This window comes from Holdemania sp., assembly GCF_986127675.1.
In genome coordinates this window covers 1-18,565 of sequence record NZ_CFQZWI010000057.1, presented here as the reverse complement: position 1 = coordinate 18,565, position 18,565 = coordinate 1, and the positions used below count along the sequence as shown (strand labels likewise).

14 protein-coding genes are annotated in these 18,565 nt (G+C 47.9%); all 14 read left to right on the top strand.

The features are described 5' to 3' along the window. Positions 1 to 101 precede the first annotated feature (101 nt). Positions 102 to 1,715 (top strand): O-antigen ligase family protein, encoded by a 1,614-nt coding sequence (locus AC5OW4_RS09600; RefSeq protein ID WP_295768119.1) that lies wholly within the window; start codon positions 102 to 104, stop codon positions 1,713 to 1,715. Continuing rightward, positions 1,712 to 3,292: an O-antigen ligase family protein gene (locus AC5OW4_RS09595; RefSeq protein WP_295768116.1), complete on the top strand. Its 1,581-nt coding sequence runs from the start codon at positions 1,712 to 1,714 to the stop codon at positions 3,290 to 3,292. Before AC5OW4_RS09600 ends, AC5OW4_RS09595 begins: the two co-directional genes overlap by 4 nt. Positions 3,293 to 3,429: 137 nt before the next feature. Beyond that, positions 3,430 to 4,392 (top strand): glycosyltransferase, encoded by a 963-nt coding sequence (locus AC5OW4_RS09590; protein ID WP_072686026.1) that lies wholly within the window; start codon positions 3,430 to 3,432, stop codon positions 4,390 to 4,392. A 105-nt stretch (positions 4,393 to 4,497) separates the two neighbouring features. Beyond that, positions 4,498 to 5,427 carry a glycosyltransferase family 2 protein gene (locus AC5OW4_RS09585; RefSeq protein WP_039864845.1) on the top strand — a complete coding sequence of 310 codons (930 nt, stop codon included), beginning with the start codon at positions 4,498 to 4,500 and terminating at the stop codon, positions 5,425 to 5,427. Between the two features lie 17 nt (positions 5,428 to 5,444). Continuing rightward, the gene (locus AC5OW4_RS09580) at positions 5,445 to 6,131 is read left to right on the top strand and encodes a hypothetical protein (RefSeq protein ID WP_072686028.1); all 687 of its coding nucleotides are present in this window, start codon (positions 5,445 to 5,447) and stop codon (positions 6,129 to 6,131) included. A gap of 11 nt (positions 6,132 to 6,142) precedes the next feature. After that, a complete protein-coding gene (locus AC5OW4_RS09575) occupies positions 6,143 to 8,638 on the top strand; it encodes an LCP family glycopolymer transferase (protein WP_195396802.1) in 2,496 nt (831 codons plus the stop codon). Between the two features lie 155 nt (positions 8,639 to 8,793). Then, the gene (rfbA, locus tag AC5OW4_RS09570; RefSeq protein ID WP_195396803.1) at positions 8,794 to 9,684 is read left to right on the top strand and encodes a glucose-1-phosphate thymidylyltransferase RfbA; all 891 of its coding nucleotides are present in this window, start codon (positions 8,794 to 8,796) and stop codon (positions 9,682 to 9,684) included. 10 nt (positions 9,685 to 9,694) lie between these two features. Further along, entirely contained in the window at positions 9,695 to 10,597 is a 903-nt protein-coding gene (locus AC5OW4_RS09565) for an NAD-dependent epimerase/dehydratase family protein (protein ID WP_195396805.1), read from the top strand. Continuing rightward, a complete protein-coding gene (gene rfbB, locus AC5OW4_RS09560; RefSeq protein WP_195396807.1) occupies positions 10,594 to 11,616 on the top strand; it encodes a dTDP-glucose 4,6-dehydratase in 1,023 nt (340 codons plus the stop codon). The genes AC5OW4_RS09565 and rfbB overlap by 4 nt, the downstream gene beginning before the upstream one ends. Before the next feature lie 12 nt (positions 11,617 to 11,628). Next, positions 11,629 to 12,813, top strand: a complete 1,185-nt coding sequence (glf, locus tag AC5OW4_RS09555; protein ID WP_072686036.1) for a UDP-galactopyranose mutase — start codon at positions 11,629 to 11,631, stop codon at positions 12,811 to 12,813. 232 nt (positions 12,814 to 13,045) lie between these two features. Then, complete coding sequence (locus tag AC5OW4_RS09550) at positions 13,046 to 14,500, top strand: oligosaccharide flippase family protein (protein ID WP_493676913.1); 1,455 nt, start codon at positions 13,046 to 13,048, stop codon at positions 14,498 to 14,500. Continuing rightward, positions 14,493 to 15,470 carry a glycosyltransferase family 2 protein gene (locus AC5OW4_RS09545; protein WP_493676912.1) on the top strand — a complete coding sequence of 326 codons (978 nt, stop codon included), beginning with the start codon at positions 14,493 to 14,495 and terminating at the stop codon, positions 15,468 to 15,470. Before AC5OW4_RS09550 ends, AC5OW4_RS09545 begins: the two co-directional genes overlap by 8 nt. 32 nt (positions 15,471 to 15,502) lie before the next feature. Beyond that, positions 15,503 to 16,525 carry a glycosyltransferase family 2 protein gene (locus AC5OW4_RS09540; RefSeq protein ID WP_493676911.1) on the top strand — a complete coding sequence of 341 codons (1,023 nt, stop codon included), beginning with the start codon at positions 15,503 to 15,505 and terminating at the stop codon, positions 16,523 to 16,525. A gap of 4 nt (positions 16,526 to 16,529) precedes the next feature. Continuing rightward, entirely contained in the window at positions 16,530 to 18,560 is a 2,031-nt protein-coding gene (locus AC5OW4_RS09535) for a YfhO family protein (protein WP_493676910.1), read from the top strand. Positions 18,561 to 18,565: the final 5 nt, after the last annotated feature.

Genomic DNA, 18,565 nt, shown 5'->3' with positions numbered 1-18,565 from the left:
GTGTGCTCTTCCGATCTAAACTCAATCGTTAAAAAATTAGACAACCGGAACGAAAACCGGTACAATGTCACAGAACCGAACCGCACAAAGGAGGCTGACTGATGCGAAAAATCAAAGAGTTTCTGCGTCCCTGGTTTACGCAGGGGACAGCGATTGGAATTTTACTTTTAATTCTGGCGTTTCAGCCGATGATAGATCTGGACTATTTGATTTATCCCTTTTTAAATCAGTTTGGCTTGCCGCGTCCTTCGACGATCGTCCGGTATTTGCTAATTCCCGTTTTAATCGTCGGATGTTTTTACAACAAGGGTAAAAATCGTCGGAAAACGTTGATTCTGGGCGGATTGTATATCGCGGTCTTCGCGGTTTATTTTCTGATTCATGTCCAGGTGACGAGAAATGCCGCGGCGTTGCTGCGTCTGACTACCAATTTCCAGTTCTCCTTGTTCGGCGAGCTGGTCTATTGTTTAACGTTGATCATTCCCTTTGGGCTGATCGCCGCCTTTACGACGCTGCAGGTCAATGAGAAATTATTAAAGCAGATCACGGCGATTTTATCAGCGACGATCTCATTTCCCATTTTGATCAGCGACTTGTTTGTCTTTGGACAGTCGACCTATCTGGGCAATACTGCGGCTAGTTTCTTCAGTTGGTTTACCGGGATATATGAAACGGTGGAACCACGGCGGTTAGCGTGTAAATTTTTCTTTGACGAAGGAAATACAATTGGGATTCTCTTGTTCATGCTGCTGCCGTTATTGTATTATTTCTTTTCCCGGAGCGAGGAAAGCAAGGGAAAAATTTCCTGGGCAATGCTGATCATCGTCCAGAGCTTGTCCATGTTGATTTTGTCGACGCGGGTAGCGTCGCTGGGCGCGTTTTTAATCCCGATCGCCTTTGTCGGACTTTACCTCTTTGATGGTCTGCTGCTTCGGCATCAGAAAATAAAAGGGATAGTGCTGATTTTTTGCGCTGCCATGTCGTTAGTCAGCGTGATGATTCTGCCCTATACGCCGGCCATTCAAAATCAAAAGCGTGATGCTCAAAGCGACAACGCGGTGCGCGGCGACGATGATTTGCTGCAAAAAGGAATTTTAGCCTATGAAGGCCGTTTAAAGCTGACGCCAGGCTCGAAAGCCTATGAGGAATTCTGTTTAAAGGCTTTTGAGAAGTCCGGAATTGAGGATAATCTGATATCCAGTATTCCCAAGATGTATTACATGGATTGGTATAGCTACAAGGCCGATCCAGTCTTCTGGAGTGATTTATTGTTTACTGTGCCGTTGGAAGAACGCTTAACGGGCCGCCAGTTCCAAACTTATTTCATGAATGTGAAATGGGGAATGGCGGATTCCAAGATGAAATTATTCGGTATGGGATATACACCATTTATGAATGGCTCCATTCTGCTCGAGCAGGACTTTATTCAGCAAAAATATACGCTCGGCTACCTGGGCGATCTCCTGCTGGCAGGACCTTGGCTGATTCTGACCGTTGTCGGCGCTGTGTTTGTTCTGCTGCGATGGAAGAAGTGCATGAACCTGGAGATCATGGTTCTGGCTACATCCCTGTGCTGCGGCTTGGGAGCAGCGTATCTCAGCGGTCATACATTAGATCAGTTTGTCACGACGATGTTTATGGCGCTGATCGCGGCGATTCTGTTGGATCGGGTTTTTGGTCTTCATGATGATTCAGAAAGGGAGGGTAAACAATGACGAAAATAAAATCGGTTTTTCATTCGCATAAGGCGATGAAAGGCTTTGTTCTCCTTTTGTTTATCATCCAGCCTTTGATCGATCTGGATTACTTAATCTATCCGTTTCTTGATCAGTTTGGAATTCCCCGGCCGTCGACGATTATCCGCTTTTTAATCATTCCGCTGGCCGTGTTATGGACGTTTTTTCTGGCTGATAAAAATAAAAAGAAAACGTTGTTATTTGGCGGCCTGTACGGTTTGGCGCTGGCAGTTTATTTTCTGCTGCATATCCGGCAGGGTACTCAGATCTACAAAAGCTTATATCTGACGCCGAATTTCTTCTTCCAGTTATCTAAGGAAATCACCTATTTTCTGACGCTGGTCATTCCGTACGGAATGATCTATGCAGTCGTTCATCTTCGATTAACGGAAAAAATAGTAAAGGGGGTCACCGTCGCTTTATCGTGCCTGACCGCGCTGCCGATCTTTATCGGCGATTTGTTTGTGTTTGGCGAATCGACGTATGCTGGAATGACTGCGGCTCCGTTTCTGAGCTGGTTTTTAGGAATCTATGCGGATCCGACGAAGATTCATCCTCGACAGCTGGCTTCCAAGTTTTTCTTTGAAGAAGGAAATACGGTCGGTATTTTAATGTTTATGCTGCTGCCGTTATTGTATCTATTTTTCCAGCGCAGCACTTCGAAGAAAGAGCGGATTGCATTAGGCGCATTGATCGGAATTCATAGTTTGTCGATGATCATTCTTTCGACGCGGGTCGCCACGTTTGGCACGGTGCTGATCCCGATCGGATTCCTTGTTCTGTATCTTTTTACGACTTTGATCATGAAGGAATACCGGCTGGAAAAAACGGTCTTGTTCTTCTGCGCTGCTGCCGCAGCGATCAGCGGCTGTATCCTGCCATTTTCACCGGCGGTTGTGAATCAGAATATCGACTCAGCGAACACCGCGATCTTATTGCAGGATGATTATCTGCGCAGAGAGCTGGGAACTTCGCTGGAGAATACGACGGAATTAAAAACAAGCGATTATTATCGTTTTATGTTTGAAGCTTATGGAATCCGCGCAAATCTGATGGCCAGCGTGCCGACTCAGTATTATATGGAGTGGTACTATTACACAGCGGATCCGAAGTTCTGGGTTGACGTCCTGGAACTGCCGCTGGAACAGCGGGTGAACGGCCGGCAGATCGAAAAGATTTTCATGAGCTACAAATGGGGGGAACTTTCTAACTCCGAAAAGTTTTTAGGCATGGGGTATTCAACCTTCAATAACGGCTCAATTTTGCTGGAACGGGATTTTGCCCAGCAGATTTATACGATGGGCTATGCCGGCGCCGCGCTGACGGTTTTGCCATGGCTGCTGGTGACCTGCTTGGGCGCCATTATCGTACTGCTTCGTTGGAAAAAGATGCTCCGGCTGGATGTTTTAGTCTACGCAATGGCACTGGGCTGCGGGTTAGTGTCTTCTTATATCAGCGGACATACGATCGATCAGTTTCTGACGTCTTCGTTTATGGCTTTGCTGATGGGTGTTTTATTGGATCTCGTCATGCGCCCGAAAGAACAGAAAAATTGATCGCCATGGGAAACCATGGCTTTTATTTCAATGAAAATTTTAACAGGTCTATTGTTGTAAACCTGCGGCGATGGTATAATAGGTTAAACAAACAGAATGAAAATTAAAGGATTGATCAGAAAGGCAGGCGGTGGAAAATGAAACCCATCCTCAGTGTGATTGTACCGGTATATAACGTTGAAAAGTATCTGCCCCGGTGTCTTGATTCCTTAGTGAATCAGACGCTCAAAAATATGGAAATTATCGTGATCAACGATGGAACAAAAGATAACAGCCAACAGATTATTGATGACTATGCTGCGCGGTATCCGCAAATTCGTCCATTTAAGAAACCGAACGGCGGGATTGCAGAGACTCGCAATTTTGGCTTAGCGCAGGTGCAGGGAGAGTATTTTGGCTTTCTGGACAGCGATGACTTTACAGAACTGGATATGTTCGAGAAGATGGTCGCGGCGGCAGAGAAAGAGAATGCGGATGTCGTTGTTTCCAATTTTAATTGGGTCTATGGCGAACAGAAGCGGCTGGAAAAGGAAGGTCCGTACGCTCCGGGTAAAGAAATGATGATTCATTTATTTGCCACGCTTTGGAATAAAATTTACCGCACTGATTTTGTCCGGGAAACCGGCTTGCAGTTTCCGACGGGCTATCGCTATGAGGATGCGTGTTTTCTTTATTGCTTAGCGCCGCATGTAAAAAAATTAGCCTTTGTGGACGAAGCTTTTGTCAGTTATATCCAATTGGGAAATTCAATTACGCATACGAACAATCATGAAGTGAAGGATATGATTCATGTTTTTGAAATCATTACGGATTATTTTAAGGTCCAGGGATGGGATCAGGAATATCATGATGAACTGGAATATCTGCATATTAAGTTCTTTTTAGGGAACTCTTTCTTAAGAAGCACGAAGATTGCGGATCGGCAGGATCGGAAAACGACGATTCAGATGGGGTGGGAGCGGTTGAATCAAAGCTTCCCGCAGTGGAAGAAGAACCCGTATCTGAAGTCGCTGGGCGGAATGAAAAATCGTTATTTCAAAACCGTTAGCAATTGGAATATTATGCTTTATTCCGAACTATTTCACAGATTTAAAAAATAAGATCACTGAATTTAAAATATTAAGGAATCATGACAATTTAGGAAAGTATTTGTACTTCTTGAATTTCTCCTTTATAATTAAATGGTGAATTTGCGGAGGTTAGATATGGATAAGCTTTCAATCGTAGTTCCTTGTTATAACGAACAGGAAACGGTGAACATCTTTTACCGCGAAACAACAAAAGTAGTGGATGCCATGAACATGGATTATGAAATTATTTTTGTCAACGATGGTTCCCGCGATAATACCTTAGAAGAATTGGTGAAGCTCCATGACGCGCATCCGGGTATTGTCAAGGTCATTGACTTCAGCCGGAATTTTGGCAAAGAGGGCGGCCTGTTAGCGGGATTGGAAAACGCGACGGGCAATTACGTTACAGTCATGGATGCTGATTTACAGGATCCGCCGGAATATTTGCCAAAGATGTTTGAAGCAATGAATCAGCAGCATGTGGACATTGTAGGTACCCGCCGGGTTACGCGAAAAGGGGAACCGAAGATCCGTTCCTTCTTTGCACGGCAATTTTATAAACTGATCAATAAATTTACTGAAGTCGAAATTGTTGACGGCGCGCGGGATTTCCGGCTGATGACCCGCGAGGTTGTCGACAGCGTTCTTTCACTTCAGGAATATCACCGGTTCTCCAAAGGCATCTTTGCCTGGGTTGGTTATAAAACGGTTTATTTGGAGTATGAGAATGTGGAGCGTGTCGCCGGGGAAACGAGCTGGTCGTTCTGGAAGTTATTCGCTTACGCGATTGAAGGCATTGTTGCCTTTACTGTTGCCCCGCTGCGAATGGCGACGATTTCTGGAATCTTCGTTTCTATCATCGCTTTCCTTTATATGATCTTTGTTTTTGGGAAGGCCTTGATCGTAGGCGATCCGGTTGCGGGTTATCCATCAATGGTCGTCATCATTCTGTTTTTGGGAGGAATTCAGCTGTTAAGCTTAGGCATTATCGGTGAATATCTGTCGAAAACGTACATGGAGACCAAGAAACGTCCGAAATATATCGTCCGTAAAAAATACGAGTAATAAAAGGAGGAATGTTAGTGAGTAAGCAGGATAAAGCAAAAGCAAAACGCGCAAAGAAAAATAAACAGATTATTTATATGATGTTGGCGGCTTCTTTAGTCGTCGTTGCGGTTATGGGCTTTAACATCGTCCGGATTTCGTTAAAGAAATCCGCGGGTAGCGGAGAGGTCGTTGAAAAGACGAATACCTCATCGATGAAGAATGACAAGTATGTCATTGGAAATAATCCGACGCAGTTTCAGCAGGATGAGTTCAAGAAATTGACAGAGGCATTAAAAGGCGATGATCCACAAGAGATAACAGCCGCGGTTGTTCGTAATTTTATTGCCGATTATTTTACCTGGACGAACAAAGATGGTAATTATGAAGTCGGGGGTCTGCAATATATTTATGGCCCAATGTTTACCAGTTTTCAAGAACAGTCCCGTTGGGAGTTTTATAAAGATTTAGATTTATACATCAGTCAGTATGGTCGCGAAAATCTATTAGAAGTCACCGATATTACATTAACAGATGTAGTTTATGCAGGAAAATTTGAACATTATTCTGGAGAAGAATATGAAGCTTATTATGTTGAAGCAACGTGGAATTATAAGCCAAGTTCAAAAATCGATGTTAATAGTTTTCAGAAAACAGGGTATTTCACAGTCGTAGACAACGATGGACGCTATGAAATCGCGCAGTTCTTCGACCATTATGATTAAGGAGGTTGGTTATGACGAAACAGAATAAAATGAGTAAACGTAAACTTTCCAACATTAATCTTGTTCTGGCTGCCATCGCGATTCTGACTGATATTTTGATGGTCTTAGGCATCCTCAACATTACGCGTTACAGTAACTTCAGCAAGTCGATCTTCGTCCTCATTAACGTTGTGATTCTGGTAATTCTGCTGGTATTAAACGGCTTAATTGCTTACAACGCCTATGCGATGAAAAAGAGTATTCTCTATGTGACGATCGGCGTCTTGGTGATTGCGTTTTTATCCGGTGGTGCGTTAACCTATATTACGACCCGGGTAAACAAAAATATTGATAAGATTATCAACACGGGGACAACCAGTGAAAAAGTTGAAGTTTCCTTTGTTGTTTACAGTGAAAATGGAAATTTCACGGTCAATGATATTAATGATCTTGAAGGCAAGACCTTCGGTATCTTATCGAATACGGAAGAACAAGTCGGCTATATTCTTCCTAAGAAAGAATTAGAAGCGAAAAAAATCAATGTTACTTATCACGAATATGACGATTACAACAGTATGTTGATGGGACTGTTCGGTGGGGAGATTGACGCGGCAGCCCTGCCAAGCAACTATGTTGCGATGTTTGAAGTGAATGATGGATACAGTGAGTTCTTAGACAATACTAAAGCAATTTTGACTTTTGATAAGAACATTACAGTAACAACGGAATCCGGTTCGGATAAAGATATTACAAAAGAACCATTTACAGTGTTGATCATCGGTACCGATGAACAACGTTCTGACGCCTTAATGCTGGCTTCTTTCAATCCGCTTAGCATGCAGGTAACTCTGACCTCGATCGCTCGTGACAGCTATGTGCCGATCGCCTGTTATGCAGGGAAATCAGAAGATAAGATCACGCACGCCCGTGTCCGCAGCCGTCAGTGTACGATTGACACTGTTGAAGATCTGATGGATATCGATATTGACTTTTATTTTGAAAGTAACTTTGCAGGTGTCGTTGAGATGGTTGATGCTTTAGGTGGTATCATCATTACGAATCCGTACGAATTTGTAGGTCAGAGATCCGATGCTCGTGGGAAGATGACGGTCTGGGTTCCGGCTGGAACTAACCGATTAAACGGTGAACAGGCGCTGGCCTATGCTCGTGAACGTCATCTGTACGCTAACGGTGATTTTCAGCGGCAGGCGAATCAGCAGCAGGTCATTCAGGCAATTTTAACGGAAGCCATGAAACTGACTGACGTGAATAAGGCATTAAAAGTATTGGATGCGGCCGGAGATAATGTTTCTACGAACTTTACTGTAGATCAGCTGATCAGCTTATTTAATTATTCGATTAAGAAGATGAATCGCAGTTACGTCAAAAACGCTAACGTTATTAATATGGTAGGTTCTCGTGTAACCGGCTATGGATCTTCGAAATGGAATGAAAGCATGCAGCTGAATCTGTACATTTATCGTGTATATCAGGGATCGATTACGGATAACCGCAATGCAATCTTAAGAAATATTAACTTGGATTCTAAGATCGACGCGCCGAAAGCAATTTCGTTTAGTGCAAACTGGGTCTTCACAGCACCGACGTTATCGAATGAAACGTATTCAGAGCCGATTATTCATGATGAGGCTCCAGATACTGTGATTAACTTCAGCGGAAAACTATTGTCAGACGTACAGGCTTGGGCTTCTACTCGAGGGATTACAGTTAATGTCACCAAGGTCCATCAAGGTGAAGAAGGCTATGTTGATTCCTATCCGGAAAATATGGTTATCGCCCAAAGTGTCCGCGCTGGTATCAAGACGGAAAATGTAACGGAAATTACGGTCAGCGTTATTACGCATGAAGGGGCAACGAAGAATTGTCCTGCGAATTCCTACTATGATTCAGGTAAAAACGCCTGCGTCTGTGAGAATGGATATTATGCTAAGAATGATTCTGATTTGAACACCGGAGGTGCAGGATGTATTGCAAATCCGACAACGACACCTACGGTAACTCCTACAGTAACTCCAACAACAACCCCGACAACAACGCCAACCACTGATTCTACAACTAAACCAACGACGGATCCAACGAATAAGCCTCATGAACATACTTGGGGAGAATGGATCATTGATCAAGAGGCAACTTGTGACGCTCCGGGTAAAAAACATCGAGTATGCACACAAGATCCTGAACACACAGAAACCGAAGTCATTGCACAATTAACGGGAGATAGTTGTAAAGCACATGAACATGCGTGGACGGAAACTGGACGGCAGGATGCCACTTGTGATGCGGACGGTTATATTAATTACACTTGTACTTGTGGTCAAACAAAACAAGATGTGATTCCAAAGAGAACGGATTGTGAAGCTTCTCCCGACCCAACAACGGATACTTCAGATGGATCTGAAGACGGAAATAATGAAGGTGGGGAACAGACTCAAAACCCGGAAAATCCACCTACAGGTTTTATCTTCCCGAACCGATTCTTCAATCTATTCTCAAAACTCTTTAAGTAATTAAATCAAAAGAAGGCTGATGTATTCGGTCTTCTTTTCTTTATGCGTCACCGAAAGTGAATCGCTGAACTACTTTCAGAATTCAATGAATGAATGGTATTCAATGCTTAACTATGATAAAATAATGAGGAATTAAAGAGTTTGGGAGGAAATCCATGAAAGGAATTATTCTTGCAGGAGGCAGCGGCACCCGTTTGTATCCCCTGACGAAAGTCACATCCAAACAACTGCTGCCCGTCTATGATAAACCGATGATCTATTATCCCCTGTCGACGCTGATGCTGGCAGGAATCCGCGATATTCTGATCATCTCCACACCCCAGGATCTGCCCAATTTCGAACGCCTGCTGGGCGACGGAAGCCAGTTTGGAATTCAGCTATCCTATAAAGTTCAGCCATCGCCCGACGGTTTGGCGCAAGCTTTCGTTCTAGGCGAAGAATTTATCGGTGACGAGGATGTCTGCCTGATTTTGGGAGATAATATATTCCATGGCAACCACTTCAGCGAGATGCTGGAAAGAGCCAAAAATAACAAAGGCCGCGCAACGATCTTCGGACAATACGTTCCAGATCCTGAACGATTCGGTGTCGTTGAATTCGATAAAACCGGAAAAGTCCTTTCTCTGGAAGAAAAACCGGAAACTCCGAAATCCAATTATGCCGTTGTCGGCCTCTATTTCTACGACAACCGCGTCGTTGAATACGCCAAGAACCTGAAGCCTTCAGCCCGCGGCGAATACGAAATTACCGACCTGAACAAAGTCTATCTGGAAAAAGGCGAAATTGACTGCGTCGTTTTTGGCCGCGGCTTTGCCTGGCTGGATACCGGGACGATCAGTTCGCTCGCCCAGGCCAGCAACTTTGTCAAAACCATCGAGGAAGTTCAGGGAATCAAGATCTCAGTTCCTGAAGAAATCGCTTTCTACAATCACTGGATTGACACCGACCAACTTTTGGCTTCCGCCGCTTCTTATGGGAAATCCCCTTATGGTGAGCACTTAAGAACGGTCGCTTCCGGAAATTTTGTCACCAGCTACAACAAATAAAGGAGTCGCAATGAAAATCATACTATTAGGCTGCGGCTATTTAGGCTACAATCTCGCTTCTCTGCTGAGTCAGAAAGCAGAAACCGAAATCATCGGATTACCCAGCCCCTACACGCCGCTGTGTTCCAACTTTAAAGAAATCAACGCCTTTTCGGCTAAAGATCTCGATCAAGTCGATTTTGAAGACGCTGTCGTCATCGATACCATTTCGCTGCTTGCCAACAACGCCCGCAGTGAGGATGAGGAAAAAACACTTCGCGGAGTTGAAGAAAAATACGAATTTCTGTTATGTCAGCTGAAGCAGCGCGGCGCGCGGCTGTTCATCTTTATGTCATCGGGGGGCACGGTCTACGGCAATGCCGCAGAACCGATCTGCGAAGACGCGCCGCTGCATCCGATCACCCTTTACGCCCGAAGCAAGACCCGCTGCGAACAGGTGATTCGCCAATCCGGTCTGCCTTATCTGATCCTGCGTCTCGCTAATCCTTACGGCGGACATCAGACAACGGATAAGAAACAAGGCGTTATCCCGATCCTGATCGAAAAAGCACTGAGCCACGAAGCCTTTGAAATGTGGGCTTCTCCGCACAGCAGCCGCGATTACATTTATATCGAAGACTTTGCCCGGGCGATCCAGCTGCTTCTTGAACATCAAATCCAGAATGAAATCGTCAACGTTGCTTCGCAAACAGCGACCAGCCTGACGGAGATCCTGGATGAAGTGCAGGAAAAAACCGGCCAGGTGATCGAGATCCGGCATGTCAACAGCGAAGTCCCGGTTGTCGATCAGATTGTCCTCAATATTAAAAAACTGAAACGTCTGACCGGCTTCACAATTCAGACGACGATTCAGGAAGGCATTGCCAAAGAAATCAAACGGATAAAAAAAGAACAAGGGGGAATTCGTAAATGAAGTTTTTAGTCACAGGCGGAGCTGGTTTTATCGGCGGCAATTTCGCTCACTACATGGTTAATACCTATCCGGAAGACCAGATCGTCGTATTAGACCTTCTGACCTACGCCGGCAATCTGGAAACCCTGGAGCCGATCATGGAAAAGCCGAATTTTAAATTTGTTAAAGGCGATATCCGCGACCGCGAGTTTATCGATCACTTGTTTGCCGAAGAAAAATTCGACATGGTCGTTAACTTTGCCGCGGAAACTCATGTCGACCGTTCTGTAGAGGATCCAGAGGTCTTCATCACGACCAATATTCTCGGCACTCAGGTCTTGATGGACGCCTGCCGCAAATACGGCATCCAGCGTTACCATCAGGTCTCGACCGACGAAGTCTACGGCGATCTGCCGTTAGATCGTCCGGATCTGTTCTTCACCGAGGAAACGCCGATCCATACCTCCAGCCCTTACAGTGCGGCCAAGGCCGGCGCCGATCTGTTAGTTCAGGCCTATCACCGCACATTTAAGCTGCCGGTAACGATTTCCCGCTGCTCTAACAACTATGGCCCTTATCATTTTCCTGAAAAGCTGATCCCCTTAATGATCAGCCGCGCGCTGGCCGATGAAAGTCTGCCGGTGTATGGCGATGGAATGAACGTGCGCGACTGGCTGCACGTCTACGATCACTGCACGGCGATTGATCTGATTCTGCGCAAGGGCCGCGTAGGCGAAGTCTACAACATCGGCGGCCATAATGAAAAGACCAATCTGGAAGTTGTGAAGACGATTCTCGCCGCTTTGAATAAGCCGGAATCACTGATCCACTTCGTCAAGGACCGCCCGGGTCATGATCTGCGCTATGCGATGGATCCGACTAAAATTGAAACGGAACTCGGCTGGAAGCCTAAATATACGTTTGAGACCGGGATTCCGCAGACCATCGACTGGTATCTGACGCACCGCGACTGGTGGGAGCACATCCTGCAGGGCGACTATCAGAACTACTACAAAACCATGTATAAGGACAGACTGTAAAAGGAGATCGGAATGAAACCAGAAGTTATTGTTATCGGCGCGGGCTTTGCCGGCAGCGTCATCGCGGAACGCTTTGCCCATGTTGCGGGCAAACGTGTGCTCGTCCTGGAAAAACGCGCCCATGTCGGCGGCAACATGTACGACTATATCGATGAAAACGGCGTGCGCCGTCACGAATACGGCCCGCATATCTTCCATACCCATTCCCGCGAGGTCGTCGATTACCTCTCCCAGTTTACAGACTGGTATCCTTATCAGCATCGCGTACTCGGCCACATTAACGGCGTCGTTGCACCGATTCCATTCAATCTGACAACGATTGAACGCTCGTTCCCCAAAGAAAAAGCTGAGCGTTTAAAAACATTGCTGATCAACGAATATGGGATGGAAAAGAAGGTGCCGATCCTGCAGCTGCGCGCCAATGCCAATCCGGAAATTAACGAGCTGGCGGAATACATCTACGAACATGTCTTCAAATACTACACGATGAAACAATGGGGACAGACGCCGGTAGAAATCGATCCGGCGGTCACCGGCCGCGTTCCCGTTCATATTTCCTATGACGACCGCTATTTCCAGGATACCTATCAGATGATGCCGGCGCATGGATTTACCGGAATCTTTGAAAACATGCTGAAAAATGAAAAGATCGAAGTCCGCCTGAAGACCGACGCGAAGTCATGTCTGAAGGTCGATTTGGAAAACAAGCAGATTCTGTTTGAAGGCGAAGTCTTCCAGGGGCCGGTGATCTTCACCGGTGCGATCGACGATCTGCTTGACTATCCGTTAGGCGAGCTGCCGTACCGTTCGCTGGAATTTGATATTCAGAGCCATCCGCATACCTACCAGGAAGCGGCGACCGTCAACTATCCGACCCCGGCCCAGCAAAACGCGTTTACCCGCATCACGGAATACAAACTCCTGATGCAGGCGGATCAGCAGCCGGAAGCGACGACCATCGCTGTCGAATACCCGCTGACTTACCATCACGATGGGGAAACCGGGAACATCCCGTACTACCCGATCGCCAAAGAAGAATGCCGCCGTCAGTATCAGGCGTATTGCGAGCTGATCCGCGGGATCGACAATCTTCATCTCTTAGGCCGTTTGGCAGAATATCAATACTACAACATGGACGCGATCGTTGCGAAAGCCTTACAAATGTTCAACAAATTAAACGAAACCTCGCACTCTTAGCAAAGGAAGAACGGGTGACGGAAATTCGCTGAACGAAAGCGTTGAGCACGAATCTTTTCGGGGATAGACGATGAAACAGAGTCGCTGAACGAGATCTCAGGCAGCATTGGCCTGTCTTGATGCATGATCGATCCCCTCATCCAAAGGCTCGGAAAAAAACAAGAAACAGGGAAACTGCGTTAACAATTCGCAGTTTTCTTCTATTCATGCTATACTAAATAAAGGTGATTTTATGGATAAAAAGATACTGCAAAACTATTTCTATAATATTTTATATCAACTGTTAGTCGTTTTGGCGCCGATGATTACGGTGCCGTATGTGACCCGGACGCTGGGCGCGACGATGCTGGGCATCAGCGACTGGACCGGCAGCAATGTTCAGTGGTTTGTGCTGTTTGGAATCATGGGCGTTTCGATCTACGGCAACCGGGAGATCGCGCGCGTCCGCGATGATCAGACCAAGATGTCAAAGACGTTCTTCGAGATCTTCACAATGCAGTTTTTGAGCATGTGCGCCTCTACGCTCGTTTATTTCCTCTACTTGTTTACCGTGCAGGACAGCGTGCGCCTGTATGCGACGATCCAGACGATTTCGCTGTTGTCAGTCGCCCTGGATATCACCTGGTTTTTCTATGGCGTCGAGGATTTCAAAACAGCTTCGATCCGCAACATGATCATCAAGATCCTGGGGATTATCCTGATCTTTGCATTCGTAAAGAAACCTTCTGATCTGGCGCTGTTCATCGTGATCAACGCCGGCTCCGGCGTGCTGGGCCAGCTGATCATGTGGACCCAGCTGAAGCAATATGTCAAGTGGACGCCGATTCATTTCAAAGATGTGCTCAAGCATTTCAAACCCAATCTCATGCTTTTCATCCCGCAGATTGCGACCAGCGTTTATACAATGCTGGATGTTTCGATGTTAGGCTACTTATACGCCGACGTCAGTCACGTCAGCTTTTATAACCAGGCCCAGCGGTTCATTAAGATGTTCCTGTTTTTCATCACGTCGATCGGCAGCGTCATGCTGCCGCGGATTGCCAACATCCATGCCAAGGGTCAGGATGAGGAAGTGCTGCGGTTTTTGCGCACGACGTTAAGGATGGCGCTGTATCTGGCCATTCCGATGATCGCCGGAATCATCTCGCTGATTCCTTATTTTATCGGCTGGTTCCTCGACGACACTTATCAGATCGTGACGCCGCTGATCATCTTTACGACGCCGATCATCCTGTTTATTTCCCTCAGCAACGTCTTTGGTACGCAATACCTTCTGCCGATCGGCCGGACGAAGGAATATACCCGCTCGGTGATCCTCGGCGCTCTGACGAATTTCTGCCTGAATGCCTTACTGATGCCGAAGTTCGGCGCTTTTGGTGCGATCACCGGGTCAGTCATCGCCGAGTTTATGGTGACGTTCACGCAATGGCTGTCAATCCGCGGTCAGCTGGATCTGGGCTTCCGTCTGAAAGAAGTGACGAAGTATGTCATCGCTTCGCTCGTCATGATGCTTCCCGTTCATTTCATCGGGGAAGCGATGGGGCCGCGGTTTACGACCAACCTCATTCAGATCGCCGCCGGCGTCATCGTGTATTTTGGTCTGCTGACGCTGATGAAAGATGATTTCCACATGAATCTGATTCATAAAGTGTTAAACCATCGCAAAGGAGAAGCCGCCCATGAGTAAAGTCAGCGTTGTCGTTCCGGTTTATAACGTCGAAGATTATCTGGAAAAATGTCTGGATTCCTTAATCCATCAGACGCTTGAGGAGATTGAGATTCTCTGCGTCGACGATGGATCGACCGATCATTCCAATGAACTGCTCTACATCTATAAGAACCGTGATCCGCGGATTCAGGTGCTGGAAAAACCTAATGGCGGATTGTCCGACGCGCGCAACTATGGCATGAAATTTGCCACGTCGCCGTATATCCTGTTTGTGGATTCCGATGATTTCCTTGAACCGCAGGCGCTTGAAAAAGCGGCGGCGAAGCTGGATGAAACCGGCGCGGATCTCGTGATTTTCGATGTTTATCAATATTTTATGAAAACGCAGACCAAGGAAGTGATTGCTAACAGCTATTCCGGCGACCGCGTTTATACGCTGAAAGAAAATCCGGAAATGATCACGCGCATCCTTAACGCCGCCTGGAACAAGATGTACCGGCGCTCGCTGTTTGAGGACAACGGCATCACTTACCCGTTCGGTTATCTGTACGAGGATCTGGGGACAACCTATAAGCTCCTGTTGAAAGCCAGGTCGATTGCGTTTGTCAATGAGCCGTTGTACGACTACCTCGCCGACCGCCCGGGCAATATCACCCAATCCTTTAATCAGAAGGCCTATCACATCCTGACGATGGCTGAGGAAACAATGAATTACTACCGGCAAGAAGGCGTCTACGACCAATACTATGAAGAACTGAAGTATCTGGCCTGCGTTAACATCATCGAAAACCTGAAGAAGACCCGCACGGTCAAAGACCGGAAGCTGGTCAACGAATACATCGACGCGTGTTTCGCGTTCATTCACAAGAATTTTCCGGATTATCCGGAGTGCAAATACCCGATCAACCGCCAGAAAAACGACTGGATCTACATGCGCCCGCAAGTGCTGAAGGGCTATCTGCGCACCCGCAATTGGATCCGCCGGTAAAGCTGGATCGTGAAGTAAAGGAGAAACTGACCATGAGTAAAGTTACGATTATCGTGCCGATTTACAATGTTGAGGAATACGTCGCCAAGTGTCTGGATTCCTTGCTGCGGCAAACCTATTCCGACTATGTGATCTATGCCGTCAACGATGGATCGCCGAAAAACGAACAGCCGATCATCGACCGCTACGCTGCGGCGTATCCGGAGAAAGTCGTCGCTATCCGCAAGGAAAACGGCGGCTATGGTTCCGTTTTGGAAATGGCGATCGCACGGTTGGATTCGGAATATTTTCTCGTCTGCGATCCGGATGATTACTTAGCGGACGACGCGCTGGAAACCCTGGTCGGCTTGGCAGATGCCAACCAGGCGGATCTGGTGATCGGCGCGAAGAAATTCATTTATTCCGACAGCGACGAACAGAAGTACGATCCGGCCTACAACACGAAATTTGCGACGCTGCAGCCGGGCCAGGGGTATGTAAAGGGCACGCCGGAATTTGAGAATCTGTTATTTGTAGATCCCTCGCCGCACGCCAAGCTGTACCGGCGATCCCTGGCGGCGAACATTCAGTTTCCGCATAAAATCGGCTATACCGATAACCTGTTGTTTTACATCAGTCTGTTAAACGCTGAGAAAGTCGTCTATACCGACAAAGCGCTGGCATATTATCTGATCGACCGGGCCGGCAACACGATGACCGATCTGAAGCCGCAGGTGATCGACGCGCACGCCCAGGTGTTCTCCACGATTCTGGATCAGGCGGAGCGCTGCGCTGCGGTTCCGGCGTTGTTTTATTACCGGATTTTTGAAGCCTATAAATTTTCATTTTATCAGCTGCGCCGGATCAAGGGCACGCCGGCGGAAAAGCTGGAACATGCCGAAGTTCTGTACCGGCTGGTTGAAAAGCTGATGCCTCACCGGGCCGCGATCCTGGAAGGGATGGCGCGCCTCGGCTACACCGGCAGCCGTGAGCGGATGAAGGATAAGCTGGTTCTGACGGCGGGGGTTTCGCATCCGGTTTACCGCCGCTGGGTGAAATCCTTCGTTAAGGAGTAACGGAATGCGCCGACTGAGATCCATCCGCCGGCCGTTTTTCGCGTTTCTGGGCGCAGCCGTTCTGCTCTGCGGCATTTTCGCGGCGCTGGGCTTCGTTCCGTTTGGCGGCCGTTTGCTTTTGATCAATGATCTGAACATTCAATATGTCGAATATTTGAAATATCTGCATACGGTCGTCACCGGGCAGAACAGCCTGACTTATGCGCAGGCGGCGGGCATGGGCGGCAGTTTCATCCCGATTTTTTCCTACTACTGCTCCAGTCCGCTGCAGCTGCTTCTGGCCCTGCTGCCCAACGAGGCCATTCTGCTTTCCGTCAGTCTGGCGACCCTTCTGAAGCTGAGCCTGAGCTGCGGGACAATGATGTTCTATCTGGAGGATCGTTTTGGTCCGCGCCGGGTTCATGGCTTGTTCGCGCTGGGTTACGCACTGAGCGGCGCAGCGCTGGCGTATTCGCAATGTTTAATGTGGCTGGACGGTTTAATCTGGCTGCCGATGGTGCTGAGCGGTGTTGAACAGATCCTGCGGGGGAAATCGGCCAAGGGATTTACGCTGGCGGTAGCGGCCAGCGTGTTTTCCAATTACTACACGGCGATCATGGGTCTGATGTTCGCCTGTCTGATGGCGTTGACGCGCTATTTCAGTGAGGACCAACACGCGGTTTCATTTTGGACAGTCTTGAAGAAGGGCATACTCGGCATGGCTATCGGCCTGGCTTGCAACGGCTGGCTGCTGATGCCCAGCTTCTTATCTGTGATTAACAACCGGCTTGCCCAGCCCGCGGAGGCGCTGCCGCTTTTCAGCTTCGCCCGGCTGGCCGGATTGAACAACGCGTTTCCAGGTGTACCGGCCGTGACGCTGGGGCAGGAGATCACGTTTGATTATGCCGGATTGTTGTGTCTGATCCTCGTCTTTTCTTCATTTTTCCAGCGGCTGCGGTCAAACCGGAAGAAACTTGTCGATGGTCTGATATTGCTTTTCTTTGCGGCATCGGTGTTCTTCACGCCGTTGTATAAGCTCTGGCATTTTCTGTCGATGCCCTATGGTTTTCCAACGCGATTCAGCTTTGTGATCGTGTTCTGGCTGATCGCCGCGGCGGCGGACGCGTGGGACACGCGTGACAAGAAGTCGCTAGCCTGCGGGGCACTTGTTGTCTTGCTTCTGTTGGTCGCGAATGGAACGATGACGCTGCCGGCCAAGCTGATCGCCGCCGGGTTCATCGCAGGGATCACGGCGCTGCTGTGTCTGGGGTTTCAGAAAGTGCTGGCCGTCACCGTCGCCGCCGAGCTGACTTTCGCGGGCGCTGCCACATTCATTTCGCTGGACCGGGATAACGTCTATGACGGCTATGCCTCGGCCCAGACGGTGCTGGACTACCAAAACGAAGTGCGGACCGCCCTGGCAAGCTTTGCGTCTGAGCCGGGCTATCGGATTGAAAATCTGTCAGCGCGCAATCAAAACGAAGGGCTGGGCTATAACTACCCGGGCATCTCACATTACTCGTCAACCTACGATAAGAAGGTCAGCGATTTCCTGGAACATTACGGCGTCAGCCACCGGATGTTCGGCAGTACCTATCACGGCACGACGCTGGCGCTCGACGCATTTCTGGGCATTCGCTATGTGCTGTGGGAAAAAGGCGCCGTTCACGTTCAGGTCCAGACCGATCATTACCGGAAAATTGCGGAGACTGAAACCTTCGAGGTGCTGGATAATCCCTACGCGCTGCCGCTGGGATTTGTCATTGACGATCATGATGAGACGCCGGTGCCTCAGACCTATTCGATTGCCGCGCAAAACGAGCTAATTCGGCTGTGCGGCGGTGAACCGCTGATCACGCGGCTGGATGATCCCGATCTGTTTGTGTGGGATGGGGATGAATTGAGCCGCTCGCCGCTGATTGTGGCGAAGCGGCCGGAGGCGGAAACCTCAGTCGCGATCTACACCCAATCCTTGAATGAGGAAGACCCGCTCTATCTTCAGCTGCCTTTTGAAACGGATGAAACATGGTTTCAGCTGTGGATTGATCAAAACTAAGATCG

Excerpts from the sequence above, each read along its gene's own strand:
- AC5OW4_RS09585 (WP_039864845.1), top strand. The coding sequence starts at position 4,498 with ATGGATAAGCTTTCAATCGTAGTTCCTTGTTATAACGAACAGGAAACG.
- AC5OW4_RS09600 (WP_295768119.1), top strand. The coding sequence starts at position 102 with ATGCGAAAAATCAAAGAGTTTCTGCGTCCCTGGTTTACGCAGGGGACA.
- AC5OW4_RS09550 (WP_493676913.1), top strand. The coding sequence starts at position 13,046 with ATGGATAAAAAGATACTGCAAAACTATTTCTATAATATTTTATATCAA.
- AC5OW4_RS09565 (WP_195396805.1), top strand. The coding sequence starts at position 9,695 with ATGAAAATCATACTATTAGGCTGCGGCTATTTAGGCTACAATCTCGCT.
- AC5OW4_RS09545 (WP_493676912.1), top strand. The coding sequence starts at position 14,493 with ATGAGTAAAGTCAGCGTTGTCGTTCCGGTTTATAACGTCGAAGATTAT.
- AC5OW4_RS09575 (WP_195396802.1), top strand. The coding sequence starts at position 6,143 with ATGACGAAACAGAATAAAATGAGTAAACGTAAACTTTCCAACATTAAT.
- AC5OW4_RS09590 (WP_072686026.1), top strand. The coding sequence starts at position 3,430 with ATGAAACCCATCCTCAGTGTGATTGTACCGGTATATAACGTTGAAAAG.
- rfbB (WP_195396807.1), top strand. The coding sequence starts at position 10,594 with ATGAAGTTTTTAGTCACAGGCGGAGCTGGTTTTATCGGCGGCAATTTC.
- glf (WP_072686036.1), top strand. The coding sequence starts at position 11,629 with ATGAAACCAGAAGTTATTGTTATCGGCGCGGGCTTTGCCGGCAGCGTC.
- rfbA (WP_195396803.1), top strand. The coding sequence starts at position 8,794 with ATGAAAGGAATTATTCTTGCAGGAGGCAGCGGCACCCGTTTGTATCCC.
- AC5OW4_RS09595 (WP_295768116.1), top strand. The coding sequence starts at position 1,712 with ATGACGAAAATAAAATCGGTTTTTCATTCGCATAAGGCGATGAAAGGC.
- AC5OW4_RS09535 (WP_493676910.1), top strand. The coding sequence starts at position 16,530 with ATGCGCCGACTGAGATCCATCCGCCGGCCGTTTTTCGCGTTTCTGGGC.
- AC5OW4_RS09540 (WP_493676911.1), top strand. The coding sequence starts at position 15,503 with ATGAGTAAAGTTACGATTATCGTGCCGATTTACAATGTTGAGGAATAC.